Source organism: Luteitalea sp. (assembly GCA_009377605.1).
Taxonomy (GTDB): domain Bacteria; phylum Acidobacteriota; class Vicinamibacteria; order Vicinamibacterales; family Vicinamibacteraceae; genus WHTT01.
The window spans coordinates 17674-31315 of the sequence record WHTT01000042.1; the positions used below are offsets into that span (position 1 = coordinate 17674).

The following is a 13642-nucleotide window of genomic DNA, read 5'->3' on the forward strand; positions in this document are numbered from 1 at the left end:
TGACCCCTTGACCCCTTGACCCCTTCTACTTGTAACTCCGCTGCGTTGGCTTGACGAACTCGAAAACGAGCGGCTCGACGTGCCGAACGGGCCTCTGACCGATTCCCGCGAACTCCCACGCAGCGACGTGCGCGAAACCCTCATCGTCGCGTAGCGCCTCGCCATCGGAGGTCTGAAACTCTTCGCGGAAGTGCCCGCCGCACGACTCGGCACGTTCGAGCGCGTCGAGCGCCATCACTTCTGCGAACTCCAGATAGTCGGCCACGCGTCCTGCGTACTCGAGGCTCTTGTTCATGTTGTTCGGCTCGCCTGGCACACAGACGTCCTGCCAGAACTGCTCGCGGAGCCGAGGTATGACCGCGAGCGCCCGCGCCAGGCTCTCGGCGGTCCGCGTCATGCCGACGTTGTCCCACAGCGTGCGGCCGAGCTCGCGGTGAAAGTCACGTGGCGTCTTCGAGCCGCGGATGGTGAGCAATCGATCGATACGCTCCTGGACCGCGTGCTCGGCCTCCTTGAACGCCTCGTGATCAGTCGTCACCGGCTCGAGCGAGACGCCCGCAATGTAGTTCGGCAGCGTGTAGGGAGCGATGAAGTAGCCGTCACCCAGCCCTTGCATGAGCGCGCTCGCCCCGAGCCGGTTGGCGCCGTGGTCGGAGAAGTTGGCCTCGCCGAGCACGTGCAGTCCTGGAATCGTGCTCATCAAGTTGTAGTCCACCCAGAGGCCGCCCATCGTGTAGTGCACAGCGGGATAGATTCGCATGGGCACGCGGTACGGGTTCTCGTCGGTGATCTTCTGATACATGTCGAAGAGGTTCCCGTACCGTTGCCGAATCACGCTTGCTCCGAGGCGCTTGATGGCATCCGTGAAGTCGAGGTAGACGGCGAGACCGGTTTCCCCGACCCCTCGCCCTTCATCGCACACTCCCTTGGCCGCGCGCGACGCCACATCGCGCGGGACGAGATTGCCGAAGCTGGGGTAGCGCCGTTCGAGGTAGTAGTCTCGCTCGTCGTCCGGGATCTGCTCGGGCGAGCGCGTGTCACTGGGGTTGCTCGGCACCCACACCCGTCCATCGTTGCGCAAGCTCTCGCTCATGAGCGTCAGCTTGCTCTGATGGTCGCCCGACACCGGAATGCACGTGGGGTGAATCTGTGTGAAGCACGGGTTGGCGAAGAATGCGCCGCGCTTGTGGCAGCGCCAGGCTGCCGTGACGTTCGAGTTGACTGCGTTGGTCGACAGGTAGAACGCCGTTCCATAGCCGCCGGTGCAGAGGAGAACGGCGTCGGCGGCGTACGACTCCAGATGGCCTGTGGCAAGATTCCGCACGACGATGCCGCGGGCCTTGCCCGTGAGGATGACCAGGTCGAGCATCTCGCGGCTGGGGAACAACGTGACGGTGCCCGCCTCGACCTGCCGCATCATCGACTGATAGGCGCCGAGCAACAATTGTTGCCCGGTCTGTCCGCGGGCGTAGAACGTGCGGGAGACCTGGGCGCCTCCAAACGATCGGTTGTCCAGGAGACCGCCGTACTCACGCGCGAACGGCACTCCCTGTGCGACACACTGGTCGATGATGTCGACGCTCACCTGCGCGAGCCGATAGACGTTTGCCTCGCGCGAGCGGTAGTCGCCCCCCTTGACCGTGTCGTAGAACAGCCGATAGATGCTGTCACCGTCGTTGCGATAGTTCTTGGCAGCGTTGATGCCGCCCTGCGCGGCGATGCTGTGCGCTCGTCGCGGGCTATCGTGAATGCAGAACGTCAGGACCCGATAGCCGAGCTCGCCCAGTGAGGCTGACGCCGACGCGCCCGCCAGGCCCGTGCCGACGACAATCACCGTGAACTTGCGGCGGTTTGCCGGAGCCACGAGCTTCGACTCGAACTTGTGCCGGTCCCATTTGTCGGCGAGCGGCCCCCCCGGGATCTTCGACTCCAGCTTCATAGCGTCGTTCTATCCTCACCTCGCGGCAGCGAAGTACACCCAGATCGGAATCGCGGCGAAGCCGCCGGCAATGAGCACGGCCAGCAGAATGCCACCCACCCGGATCAGGCCGTTGTACCGCGGATGATCGATGCCGAGTGATTGACAAGCGCTCGCGAGCCCGTGCCGCAGATGCAGGCCGATGATCACCATGCATAGCACATAGAAGCCCGCGAAGCCGGCATGACTGAACTTCTCCAGGACCAACCGGTGCAGATCACGATAATGGTGTGTCGGATCCTCATAGTAGGTGCCGAACTTGAACGAGATGAGGTGCAACAGCAGGAACGCAAAGATAACGAGCCCGCTCACGATCATCGTGGTCGATGCAATCGACTTGCGGCTCGTGTGGCGCGCCCAGCGCTTCTGCTCGTAGCCAACCGGCCGCGCGCGCCGGTTGTCCACGAAGTTCAACGCGGCCTTGACGATGTGCAGCAGGAACACGGCGGCCAGGCCGGCCTCCGCGACGAGCAGCAACGGGTTGGAGATCAACGCATGGCTGTAACTGTTGAACGCGTCGGCGCCGGCGAAGATCAGCAGATTGCCCGCGAGATGGAGGATGAGGAACAGGAAGAACGCCAGGCCGGTGATGGCTATCAGCACCTTCGTCCCAACCGAGGACGACAGGAACTTCATCGGACGCATCGGCATGTCAGACGTACACGACTCGCACGGACCGCCAGGCTCGCGCACCGATGCGCGAAGGCGGGCAGATGTGATAGAGCAGGAAACGTGCAGTCAAATGAGACGGCAAGAGCAGATCGACTCCTACGCATCTCATCAGCTTCGGGCATTGTACTGGCAGGCCACTGGCGGGCGCAACTGCTGCCAGACCTCTTGGCGCCGGCCGAAGGTCATGCGAGGCCATTCATGGTAACGTAACGCTATGAGTGCCTCTGATGCGCTCGACGATCTTCTGGATCCCTTGAGCCGGTGTCTGGACTCCGAGTCGGCCCGCCGCGTGGTTGAATTGCGGATCGCCCCCCCAGTTCAGGAGATAATTGATGCACTTGCCGAGCGCGCCAATGAAGGCTTGCTGACCGACGACGAACGGTCGCAATATGAAGCGCTCATTAATGCCGCGGACATCATTTCAATTCTTCAGCTGAAGGCGCGCGAGCATCTGCTCTCGACCGGCGCGTAGCATGGACGTTGCCACTCGGCAGCTCGTCCGCCTGCGGGCCACTGACCGTTGTGAATACTGCCTGCTGCGTCAGGAGCACAGCGCGCTCACTCACCACATCGAACATATAGTTGCGAAGCAGCATGGTGGGCCCGACCACACGGATAACCTGGCATTGGCCTGCCATCGTTGCAACCTCCGCAAGGGACCAAATGTGGCCGGAGTCGACCCGTTGACCGGAAGCCTCATGCCGTTGTTTCATCCGCGCCGCGACCGGTGGAGCGAGCATTTTCTGATACGAGGCGCGCGCATAGAAGGTATCACTGCCGTTGGACGCGCCACGGTCCATGTGCTGGCTATGAACGATCCCCGCCGTTTGGAGCTCAGATCGATACTCCTTGCGCAGACTGAGTTCCCCTGAGGTCTTACGTGTCCGGACTTGATTCCTGTAGACCTTCTGGCCATCATTAGCATCGTGAAAATTCACGAGCATCAGGCGAAAGCGATTCTGGCGAAGCACGGGGTGCCCGTGCCGCGCGGCGACGTGGCGTTCAGCTCCGCGGAAGTCGGCGCCATCGCACGGCGCCTCGGAACGAGCCCGCTGGTGGTCAAGGCACAGATCCATGCCGGTGGTCGCGGCAAGGCTGGTGGCGTCAAGGTTGTGAAGAGCGCCGAGGAAGCTGAGCAGGTTGCCAGCGCGCTCATCGGCAGGACGCTCGTGACCCATCAAACTGGGGCCGAAGGGCGGACCGTCTCTCGCGTGCTCGTCGAGGAGGGGTTGGCGATTCAGACCGAGCTCTACCTCGGTCTGGTCATGGACCGTGCCACCGGGTGTCCGGTGATGATGATGAGCGCGGAAGGTGGCGTCGAGATCGAAGAGGTGGCCGAGCGATCGCCGGAGGCCATCAAGAAGGCGTCCATCGATTCAGGCACCGGCTTGGCGGCGTTCCAGGCTCGGCAGCTGGCGTTTGGCGTTGGCTTGCCTCCCGATCTCGTCGCGAAGGCAACCAAGCTGATGCTGGCGACGTATGCGACCTTCGTGGCTACCGATGCTTCGCTCGTCGAGATCAACCCGCTCATCGTCACGGCCGGCGGGGATCTGCTGGCGCTCGACGCGAAGATGACATTCGACGACAACGCGCTCTTTCGGCATCGGGACATCCAGGAGCTGCGTGATCTCGCGGAAGAGGACCCACTCGAAGTCGAGGCATCGAAGTACTCCCTCAACTACATTCGGCTCGACGGCAATATCGGCTGCATGGTGAATGGCGCCGGCCTCGCCATGGCGACCATGGATATCATCAAGTTGGCCGGCGGTGAGCCGGCGAACTTTCTCGACGTCGGCGGCGGCGCCAATGCCGAGCAGATCCGCAACGCGTTCGAGATCCTCACATCGGACGCGCAGGTGAAGGCGGTCTTCATCAACATTTTTGGTGGCATTCTCCGCTGCGACGTGCTCGCCGACGGCGTCATCGCGGCCGTCAAGGAGTTGGACGTCCACGTGCCCATCGTCATTCGCATGGAAGGCACGAACGTCGAACAGGGCAAGGCCATGCTGCAGGCCAGCGGCCTCAACTTCACCACGGCGGACACGATGGCTGACGCGGCCGAGCGCGTGGTCGAGCTCGCTGCCGCCCCGGCGCGGTAGCGCCCACAAGGATTCACAACCGATATGGCCGTTCTAATCGACAAGGAGACGCGGCTGCTCGTCCAGGGGCTCACCGGGCGCGAAGGCACGTTTCACGCGAAGCAGTGCGCCGCATATGGCACCACCGTCGTTGGCGGCGTGACGCCAGGGAAGGGTGGGACGACGCACGAGGGCTGGTCGGTGTTCAACACCGTTTCTGAAGCGGTGGCGAAGACCGGCGCCAACACGTCGATGATCTTCGTGCCGCCGGCGTTTGCGGCCGACGCGATCATGGAGGCGGCCGACGCCGGCCTGGCGTTGGTGGTGTGCATCACCGAGGGCATTCCCGTCATTGATGCGATGCAGGCGCTGGAGTTCATGAAGGGGCGCAAGACTCGCCTCATCGGCCCGAATTGCCCAGGCGTCATCACGGCGGGCCAGGCCAAGGTAGGCATCATTCCAGGGCACATCTGTCAGGAAGGACGTGTCGGGATCGTGTCGAGGAGCGGAACGCTGACCTACGAGGCGATCCATCAGCTCACGGCGCTGGGGCTTGGCCAGACGACCTGTATCGGCATCGGTGGAGACCCGCTGATTGGCACGACGTTCATCGACGCCCTGGCGTTGTTCGAGGCCGACCCACAGACCGAGGCCATCGTCATGATTGGAGAGATTGGCGGCACCGCCGAGGAAGAAGCGGCTGCGTTCATCCAGAAGTCCTGCGCGAAGCCGGTCGTGGGATTCATCGCGGGCCAGACAGCCCCACCAGGCAGGCGCATGGGTCACGCAGGCGCGATCATTGCTGGTGGGAAGGGAACAGCGTCCGACAAGATGGCAGCGCTTAGTGCGGCTGGCGTGCATGTGGTGAAGAGTCCTGCGGGCATCGGCCGCGCCGTGGCCGACCGCCTCGCGGCATAAGGGAAGCGGAAAGGGACAGGCCCTTTTCCGCTTTCCGTAGGACGGTTCCGGGATTTGTACGCGCGTAGGAGAACAAGTCGATGAGCTCGGAGATCATTCCGGTCAAGAGCGATATAGCCGCTCGGGCGCATATCAAGTCCTTCGAGGAGTATCAGCAGCTCTACCGACGCTCGCTCGACGACCCCGAAGGGTTTTGGCGCGCGCTGGCCGAGCAGTACCTCACCTGGTTCCATCCTCCGCACATGATCGTCGACAGCGACCTCGAGGCCGTCGACTTCGCCTGGTTCGGCGGAGGGCGACTCAACGCTTGCTTCAACTGCGTCGATCGTCATCTCCCGACGCGTGGCGACAAGGTGGCCCTGCTGTGGGCTGGTGACGAGCCTGGCGAGTATCGAGCCATCACGTACCGCGAGCTCAAGCATGAGGTGGCGCGCATCGCCAACGTATTGCTCGCCCACGGTGTCGGTCTTGGTGATCGCGTGGCGATTTACCTGCCGATGATTCCGGAGCTCGCGTACACGATGCTGGCGTGTGCCCGCATTGGCGCGATCCATTCGGTCGTCTTCGCTGGTTTCTCAGCCGAATCGTTGCGCGGCCGGATCCTGGATGCCGGGGCCAAGATCGTCGTGACGGCGAACGAGGGGCTGCGCGGCGGGCGGCGGATCCCGCTCAAGCAGACGACCGACAGCGCAATCGAGGGGGTGAGAGCGGTTACGAGAGTCCTCGTTGTGCGGCGGACCGACGCGACCGTGTCGATGAAGAACGGCCGCGACTTCTGGCTCGAGGAGGAAGTGGCGAAGCAGCGCTCGACCTGTCCGGTCGAGTGGATGCACAGCGAATCACCACTCTTCACGCTGTACACGTCCGGCTCGACCGGGAGGCCCAAGGGTGTATTGCACACCACTGCCGGCTACCTGCTCTTTGCCGCCGTGACGCACAAGCTCGTCTTCGACTATCACGACGAGGACGTCTATTGTTGCGCGGCAGATGTCGGTTGGGTCACCGGCCATAGCTACATCATCTACGGCCCGCTGTGTAACGGCGCGACAACCGTGATGTTCGAGTCGACCCCGGTGCACCCGGACGCCGGGCGCTACTGGCGGATGGTGGACGACCTTGCCATCAATATCTTCTACACGGCGCCCACCGCGCTCCGCGCCATCATGCGCGAGGGCGACAGTTGGGTGAAGAAGTACAGTCGCAAGACGCTCCGCGTGCTCGGGACGGTGGGCGAGCCCATCAATCCCGAGGTCTGGAAGTGGTATCACGACGTCGTTGGCGATGGACGCTGTGCTGTCGTCGACACGTGGTGGCAGACCGAGACCGGCGGCATCCTCATCACGCCGTTGCCGGGTGCAACGCCGTGCAAGCCGGGATCGGCGACGTTTCCGTTCTTCGGCGTCGAGCCCGTCCTCGTCGATGACAACGGGAAAGAGCTCAGTGGGAACGACGTGTCGGGCAGCCTGTGCCTCAAGCGTTCGTGGCCCGGGCAGGCACGCACGCTCTATGGTGATCATGCGCGCTTCAAGGAGACGTACTTCAGCCGCTTTCCAGGCCTCTATTTCACGGGTGATGGCTGTAAGCGCGATGCAGACGGCTACTACTGGATCACTGGTCGTGTCGACGACGTGCTGAATGTCTCGGGACATCGGCTCGGCACGGCCGAGGTCGAGAGCGCGCTCGTGGCGCACGCCGCCGTGGCGGAAGCGGCCGTGGTCGGGTTCCCACACGATATCAAAGGCACCGGCATCTGCGCGTATGTCATTCTCACGCCTGAGTTCGAAGGGCAGGATCGCGGCGAGCTGGTCGGCGCGCTCAAAGAGCAGGTGCGCCAGGTCATCGGTCCCATTGCCTCACCCGACCGCATCGTCGTTTCTCCCGGGCTTCCCAAGACGCGCTCCGGCAAGATCATGCGACGGATTCTCCGGAAGCTCGCGGCTGGCGAGGTCGAAGATCTCGGCGACGTGACGACCCTGGCCGACCCGGGCGTCGTGGACAAGCTGGTCGAGGAGGTGGGCGCCGGCGCTAGGGCGGTGTCTCCGAAATAGCTTGTGCGCCGAGGGCGCCGATGCGCCCGGCCAGCAAGGCGCGACGACCGAGAATATAGGGCATATTTGAGGGAGGAGCAACGCAGCTGGCCGGGATGCAGCGGCGGCCGAATGCCAAGCGATTTCGGAGACACCGCCCTAAATAGGCCAGAATCTCGCGTGATATACTGGCAGAGATTGGGCGCTAACGAGCGTCGACAGAGGAAGTTGGTGTCATCGATGGCCACGGACCTGCAGGTTGCGCCGGAGTCAGAGGTACCGGCCGACCAGCGCATTGTCAACGACTTCAGCATCCAGGTTGCGACCGTCAACGGGTCAGGGAGTCAGACGGCAAACCTCGTCTTGCTTCGGTCCATCTTTCAGATGGGGATTCCGGTTTCAGGCAAGAACCTCTTTCCGTCCAACATCGCAGGCCTACCCACCTGGTACACGATTCGCGCGAGCCGCCACGGATACATCGCACGGAAGAAAGAGATCGACTTCCTCGTTGCCATGAACCCGGAGACGGCGCGCGAAGACGTCCTGTCTCTCGAGCCGGGCCGGGCGGTCGTCTATGACGAGCCGTTGAAGCTGAACGCGCTTCGCGACGATCTCATCTTCTACCCCGTGCCGTTCGACAAGCTCGTCGGCGAGGTGACGCGTGACGCCAAGCTGCGCCGGCTCGTGCGGAACATGATTTACGACGGCGTGCTGGCTGCTCTGCTGAACATCGATCTGCAGCAGATGGAGCGTGCCTTGGGCAGACAGCTTGCGCGCAAGGCCAAGGCGCTGGTGCTCAACCAGGGCGCGTTGGAGCTTGGCTTCAAGTACGTGGACGAGCACCTCGAGAAGCGCGATCCGTTCTGGCTCGAGCCGATGAACGAGACGGCTGGGAGGCTGCTCATCGAAGGCAACGCCGCGGCTGCCCTGGGTTGCATGATGGCAGGCGTGACGGTTCTCGCCTGGTACCCGATTACGCCCTCCTCGTCGCTGTGCGAGACGCTCATTGATTACCTGCGCAAGTACCGCATGGATCCGGAGACGGGCAAGGCAACGTTTGCGGCGATCCAGGCCGAAGATGAGATTGCGGCGCTGGGCATGGTCGCGGGTGCCGGTTGGGCGGGCGCCCGGGCGATGACATCCACCTCTGGTCCAGGGATCTCCCTGATGGCGGAGTTTACCGGGCTGGCGTACTATGCTGAGATTCCAGCGGTCATTTTCGACATCCAGCGTGTTGGGCCGTCCACGGGACTGCCGACGCGCACGGCACAGGGTGACGTAGCGTTTTGTGCCACGCTGTCGCACGGGGACACCAAGCATCTCCTGCTCCTCCCGGCAACGGTCGAAGAGTGCTACACGATGGCCATCGAGGCGTTCGACTTGTCCGAGCGCTTTCAGACGCCGGTGTTCGTGCTGAGTGATCTCGATCTCGGCATGAACACCTGGATGGCGCGCCCGCTGCCGTATCCAGAGCGGCCTCTCGACCGTGGCAAGCTGCTGACCGAGGAGACCCTGGCGCGCATGGGCGAGTGGGGGCGCTATCGGGACGTCGATGGCGACGGCATTCCTTACCGAACCATGCCCGGTCAGTGGGGCCCCGGGTACTTCACGCGCGGCTCCGGACACAACGCGAAGGCGCAATACACGGAGCGTCCAGACGACTACGTGCACAACCTGGACCGGCTGGCACGCAAGTTCGAGACGGCGCGCCGGCACATACCGACGCCTGTCGTCGACATCCGCGACGGGGCGGCGATTGGAATCATCGCCTACGGGTCGTCGCACGTGGCAGTGGAGGAGAGCAGGGATCAGCTCGCTAACGAGGCGGAGCTCCAGACGTCCTACTTGCGCCTTCGCGCGTTTCCTTTCACGCCTGAGCTTGGCGCGTTCATCGACCGGCACGAGCGCGTGTACGTGATGGAACAGAACCGCGATGCGCAGATGCAGAGGCTGATGCGTCAGGAGCTCGACGCGGAGCGCAGCGCCAAGCTGCGGAGCGTGTTGCATTACAACGGCTTGCCGGTGGACGCTCGCTCCGTCACGGACGCCGTCCTGGTGCAGGAGGGCTTGAAGGCGGAGGCGCCGCCAGAGTCCCCGCACGGAGACGTGGTGAGCATGGTCGGCGGAGAGTAGGGATGTATGAGTAGCACGGCAATACCCACACCGCCCAAGAAGACAAACCGGATTGGGCTCGAGCCGCAGGTGTACCGCGGCAGCAAGACCACGCTGTGCGCCGGATGTGGGCACAACGCGATCTCGGAGCGCATCATCGACGCGTTCTACGAGATGGGTGTGGACCCGCGGCGCGTGGCCAAGCTGTCGGGCATCGGCTGCTCGAGCAAGAGCCCGGCGTATTTTCTCGGCTCGTCGCACGGTTTCAACGCCGTCCATGGGCGTATGCCGTCGGTCGCCACAGGGGCCTTGCTCGCCAATCGGGAGCTTCTGGGTATCGGCGTGAGCGGAGACGGCGATACGGGCGCGATCGGCATTGGCCAGTTCGTGCACCTGATGCGTCGTAACCTTCCGTTGATTTATATCATCGAGGACAATGGCTGCTACGGTTTGACGAAAGGCCAATTCTCGCCGACCGCCGACGTCGGCTCGAGATTGAAGAACGGCGTGGTCAACGACCTGCCGCCCATCGATACCTGCGCGTTGGCAATCGAGCTCGGCGCAACGTTTGTCGCCCGTTCTTTTTCGGGCGACAAGAAACAGTTGCTGGCGATTCTCAAGGCAGCCGTCGCTCACCGCGGCACCTCCATGATCGATGTGTTGTCACCCTGTGTGACCTTCAACGATCACGAGGGCTCGACCAAGAGCTACGCGTACGTGAAAGATCACGACGAACCGCTCGGTAGCCTCAACTTCGTGCCATTCTTCGAAGACATCAGCGTCGAGTACGAGGCGGGTACAACGACCGAGGTGACACTGCACGACGGGTCGCGGTTGCTGCTGCACAAGCTCGATGGTAAGTACGATCCGACGAACAAGTTTGAGGCGCTGCGGGTATTGCACGAGACTGGCGCGCGCGGGGAGTTTGCGACCGGCCTGCTCTACATCGAAGCGAACAAGCCCGACTTCATCGCGATGCTGAACATCGTCGACGAGCCGTTGGCCACCCTGCCCCTGGAGAAGCTCCGGCCACCGAAAGCAGCGCTTGACGAGATTATGGAGGCGCTAACGTAGGGGCGAGGCTAACAAGGGATCAAGGGATCAAGGGATCAAGGGATCAAGGGGTCAAGGGAGCGAGTGAACGGCAGGCTCCGCTCCTTGAAACCGGTCTTGAACGAGTGAGAATCTGCAACCGACGGCCTCCTGCCGTTGACCTTTCACCCTAGATCCCTAGATCCTGGCTGACCCTTTCCCTATGCAACGAACCCTAGCGATCATCAAGCCCGATGCCGTCGAGAAAGGCGTCATCGGGAAGATCCTTACACGCATCGAAGAAGAAGGTTTTGTCGTGTGTGCAGTGCGTATGACCCGACTGAGCAAGCACGAGGCCGAAGGGTTCTATGCCGTTCACGCGGACAAGCCGTTCTTCGGCGCGCTCACCGACTTCATGTCTTCTGGGCGGTCAGTGCTGCTTGCAATCGAGGCGCCCGACGCCATCCGCAAGTGGCGGGACGTGATGGGCGCCACCGATCCCGCCAAGGCTGCCGAGGGCACCCTGCGTCAGATGTTTGGCGATTCGATCGAGCGCAACGCGACGCACGGGTCGGATGCTCCCGAGACCGCCGCCTTCGAGCTCGCCTATTTCTTCCGTGGCATGGAGCTGGTCAACCGGTAGATGGGCAAGGCCTTCGTGCTGGTCGGCCTGGCCATTGCCTTGGTAGGCGTGTTGGTGATGGCCGGCCTGCCGCTCGGCCGGCTGCCGGGTGACATCGTCATCCGGCGGGGCAGTGCGACCTTTTACATTCCAATTACGACGTGTGTGCTCCTGAGCGTCGTCCTCACGGTGGTGTTGAGCTTCGTCCGACGCTGAAAGGATGGATCGATGACTGTCAAATCGGATCGCTGGATCAAGCGAATGGCCCTCGAGCAGGGCATGATCGAACCCTTCGAGCCGCGCCAGGTACGGTCGGGTGTCATCTCGTTCGGATTGTCTTCTTACGGCTACGACATTCGTGTGGCCGACGAATGGAAGGTCTTCACGAACATCAACACCACGCTCATCGATCCCAAGCGCTTCGACCCACGGTCATTCGTCGATCTCAAGGCGGATGTGTGTATCATTCCGCCAAACTCCTTTGCCCTCGCGCGCACGGTCGAGTACTTTCGAATTCCACGTGACGTCATCACCGTCTGCCTCGGCAAGTCCACCTACGCCCGCTGCGGAATCATCGTCAACGTCACCCCCTTCGAGCCCGAATGGGAGGGCACGGCAACGCTCGAGATCTCGAATACGACACCGCTTCCGGCCAAGATCTACGCGAACGAAGGCATCGCCCAGGTGCTCTTCTTTCAGAGCGACGAGCCGTGTGAAGTGTCGTATGGGGACAAGGCGGGCAAGTATCTGAAGCAGCGCGAAGTCACCCTGCCACGAATCTGAAAAGGAACCGGGTGCCTTTTCGCTCCAGAAAAGGTACCCGGTTCCTTTTTTCAGCCCTCGTAAACGACGCGCCAGATGCGGCCTTTCACGTCGTCCGCGATATAGAGTGACCCATCCGGCCCGACGGCGATGCCAGTCGGGCGATATGCGGCGTCGCCGGGGCTCTTGATCTCTTCCTTGCCGATGAAGCCGTCGGCGAACACCTCGAACTCGCCCGTCGGCTTGCCGTCCTTCATCGGCACGAAGGCCACGAGATATCCGGCTTGCGCGAGCGGCGCACGGTTCCACGAGCCGTGGAACGCGACGAACGCGCCGTTGCGATACTGCTCGGGAAACTGATCGCTCGTATAGAAGAGAAGATCGTTGGGGCCCCAGTGTGCGGGAAAGGCGACGAGCGGCTCTGGGTACTTGTCGCAGTCACCCACGGTCTTCCCATCACCGCCGTACTCGGGCGCACGCACGCGACGATTGTCCAGGACGTCGTAGAAGCAGTACGGCCAGCCGAAATCGCCGCCGTCTTCCAGGCGGTGGAACTCCTCAGCGGTACGCTGCGCATTTTGTTCGGCCGTGAAGAGATCCGGCCAGAGCATGTCGAGCGAGTCGCGCCCGTGGGGTACGGCATACACAGCTTTGGCCTCTGGATTCCACGCCAGCGCGAGCGCATTGCGAAGGCCGGTCGAGTACCGGTGCCCACTTTCCTGTGTCTGACCCTGGCGGTCTGCGCTGAAGCGCCAGACGCCACCCGCCTCCTCGAGGAGCTTGCACGGACGATCGCCGGGCACGCCCGTCGCCCGGTCCTTGGATTGGCACGAGTTCGAGGGAGCACCGATATCGACGTACATGTTTCCGCTCTCGTCGAACGTAAAGGACTTCGCCGCGTGCTGTTTGCGGTTCACCAGGCCTGACACGATCGTTTCGGGATCGCCGGTAGGCGTGAGCTGTCCCTTGGGCAGCTCGTAGCGCATTACGGCGTCATCTGTAGACACGTAGAGGTACTCGTCGTGGATGCGGATGCCAGTCCCGAAGTCCTTCCCGAACCACTGCTGCTCGTCTGGGCGGCCATCGCCATCGGTGTCGCGCAACGCAACGACACCCCCCTTGGCGTCGTCGTCGTCGTCCTCCGACCGTAGGCGGGCGTAGACGTCGCCGGTCGGGCTGACGGCGAGATAGCGTGTGCGACCGAGGTCGTCCGCGACGACGAGGGCACAGAACCCATCCGGCAGCTTCAGCCCGCCATTGTCGGGGTCGCATTTGGGCAATGTCGTTGAGGGAGTCTCCTGCGCGTCCGCCTGCGCCTCCTCGGTCGCGGCCATGCCGCCACCTCCGCCCAGCACGGCTGCCATCACGAAGACGGCGCCACCGCGTAGAAGCGCCCTAGTCGAGCTGATACGAGCCTTTATCATGCCATTCTCCTCATACA

At 62.9% G+C, this 13642-nt stretch carries 13 protein-coding genes; 10 read left to right on the forward strand and 3 right to left on the reverse strand.

All coding sequences use genetic code 11. From position 1 onward, the window contains the following. Nucleotides 1–25: 25 nt before the first annotated feature. Complete coding sequence (gene sdhA, locus GEV06_15175) at nucleotides 26–1939, reverse strand: succinate dehydrogenase (quinone) flavoprotein subunit (protein ID MPZ19235.1); 1914 nt, start codon at nucleotides 1937–1939, stop codon at nucleotides 26–28. Nucleotides 1940–1954: 15 nt separating this feature from the next. Then, entirely contained in the window at nucleotides 1955–2629 is a 675-nt protein-coding gene (locus tag GEV06_15180; GenBank protein ID MPZ19236.1) for a hypothetical protein, read from the reverse strand. Nucleotides 2630–2864: 235 nt separating this feature from the next. Here GEV06_15180 and GEV06_15185 point away from each other — a divergent pair, with 235 nt between their 5' ends. From GEV06_15185 to GEV06_15230, 10 genes are all read left to right on the forward strand, one after another. Next, on the forward strand, nucleotides 2865–3122 hold the full coding sequence (locus GEV06_15185; GenBank protein MPZ19237.1) for a hypothetical protein: 258 nt from the start codon (nucleotides 2865–2867) through the stop codon (nucleotides 3120–3122). Nucleotide 3123: 1 nt separating this feature from the next. Beyond that, a complete protein-coding gene (locus tag GEV06_15190) occupies nucleotides 3124–3522 on the forward strand; it encodes an HNH endonuclease (GenBank protein ID MPZ19238.1) in 399 nt (132 codons plus the stop codon). Nucleotides 3523–3576: 54 nt separating this feature from the next. Beyond that, nucleotides 3577–4749: an ADP-forming succinate--CoA ligase subunit beta gene (gene sucC / locus GEV06_15195; protein MPZ19239.1), complete on the forward strand. Its 1173-nt coding sequence runs from the start codon at nucleotides 3577–3579 to the stop codon at nucleotides 4747–4749. 24 nt (nucleotides 4750–4773) lie between these two features. Then, complete coding sequence (sucD, locus tag GEV06_15200; GenBank protein ID MPZ19240.1) at nucleotides 4774–5646, forward strand: succinate--CoA ligase subunit alpha; 873 nt, start codon at nucleotides 4774–4776, stop codon at nucleotides 5644–5646. Nucleotides 5647–5726: 80 nt separating this feature from the next. Next, nucleotides 5727–7694, forward strand: coding sequence for an acetate--CoA ligase (gene acs / locus GEV06_15205; protein ID MPZ19241.1), 1968 nt, complete (start codon nucleotides 5727–5729; stop codon nucleotides 7692–7694). Nucleotides 7695–7913: 219 nt separating this feature from the next. After that, entirely contained in the window at nucleotides 7914–9806 is a 1893-nt protein-coding gene (locus tag GEV06_15210) for a 2-oxoacid:acceptor oxidoreductase subunit alpha (protein MPZ19242.1), read from the forward strand. 6 nt (nucleotides 9807–9812) lie between these two features. Then, nucleotides 9813–10859, forward strand: coding sequence for a 2-oxoacid:ferredoxin oxidoreductase subunit beta (locus tag GEV06_15215; GenBank protein MPZ19243.1), 1047 nt, complete (start codon nucleotides 9813–9815; stop codon nucleotides 10857–10859). 181 nt (nucleotides 10860–11040) lie between these two features. Beyond that, nucleotides 11041–11460, forward strand: coding sequence for a nucleoside-diphosphate kinase (locus GEV06_15220; GenBank protein ID MPZ19244.1), 420 nt, complete (start codon nucleotides 11041–11043; stop codon nucleotides 11458–11460). Next, the gene (locus GEV06_15225) at nucleotides 11461–11655 is read left to right on the forward strand and encodes a DUF2905 family protein (protein MPZ19245.1); all 195 of its coding nucleotides are present in this window, start codon (nucleotides 11461–11463) and stop codon (nucleotides 11653–11655) included. 12 nt (nucleotides 11656–11667) lie between these two features. Next, complete coding sequence (locus tag GEV06_15230) at nucleotides 11668–12222, forward strand: dCTP deaminase (protein MPZ19246.1); 555 nt, start codon at nucleotides 11668–11670, stop codon at nucleotides 12220–12222. Nucleotides 12223–12272: 50 nt separating this feature from the next. On the opposite strand, the gene GEV06_15235 is transcribed toward GEV06_15230, so the two are convergent. After that, nucleotides 12273–13565 carry a sorbosone dehydrogenase gene (locus GEV06_15235; GenBank protein MPZ19247.1) on the reverse strand — a complete coding sequence of 431 codons (1293 nt, stop codon included), beginning with the start codon at nucleotides 13563–13565 and terminating at the stop codon, nucleotides 12273–12275. Between the last annotated feature and the right edge of the window lie 77 nt (nucleotides 13566–13642).

Excerpts from the sequence above, each read along its gene's own strand:
- sdhA (MPZ19235.1), bottom strand. The coding sequence starts at position 1,939 with ATGAAGCTGGAGTCGAAGATCCCGGGGGGGCCGCTCGCCGACAAATGG.
- GEV06_15180 (MPZ19236.1), bottom strand. The coding sequence starts at position 2,629 with ATGCCGATGCGTCCGATGAAGTTCCTGTCGTCCTCGGTTGGGACGAAG.
- GEV06_15185 (MPZ19237.1), top strand. The coding sequence starts at position 2,865 with ATGAGTGCCTCTGATGCGCTCGACGATCTTCTGGATCCCTTGAGCCGG.
- GEV06_15190 (MPZ19238.1), top strand. The coding sequence starts at position 3,124 with ATGGACGTTGCCACTCGGCAGCTCGTCCGCCTGCGGGCCACTGACCGT.
- sucD (MPZ19240.1), top strand. The coding sequence starts at position 4,774 with ATGGCCGTTCTAATCGACAAGGAGACGCGGCTGCTCGTCCAGGGGCTC.
- acs (MPZ19241.1), top strand. The coding sequence starts at position 5,727 with ATGAGCTCGGAGATCATTCCGGTCAAGAGCGATATAGCCGCTCGGGCG.
- GEV06_15210 (MPZ19242.1), top strand. The coding sequence starts at position 7,914 with ATGGCCACGGACCTGCAGGTTGCGCCGGAGTCAGAGGTACCGGCCGAC.
- GEV06_15215 (MPZ19243.1), top strand. The coding sequence starts at position 9,813 with ATGAGTAGCACGGCAATACCCACACCGCCCAAGAAGACAAACCGGATT.
- GEV06_15220 (MPZ19244.1), top strand. The coding sequence starts at position 11,041 with ATGCAACGAACCCTAGCGATCATCAAGCCCGATGCCGTCGAGAAAGGC.
- GEV06_15225 (MPZ19245.1), top strand. The coding sequence starts at position 11,461 with ATGGGCAAGGCCTTCGTGCTGGTCGGCCTGGCCATTGCCTTGGTAGGC.
- GEV06_15230 (MPZ19246.1), top strand. The coding sequence starts at position 11,668 with ATGACTGTCAAATCGGATCGCTGGATCAAGCGAATGGCCCTCGAGCAG.
- GEV06_15235 (MPZ19247.1), bottom strand. The coding sequence starts at position 13,565 with ATGGCAGCCGTGCTGGGCGGAGGTGGCGGCATGGCCGCGACCGAGGAG.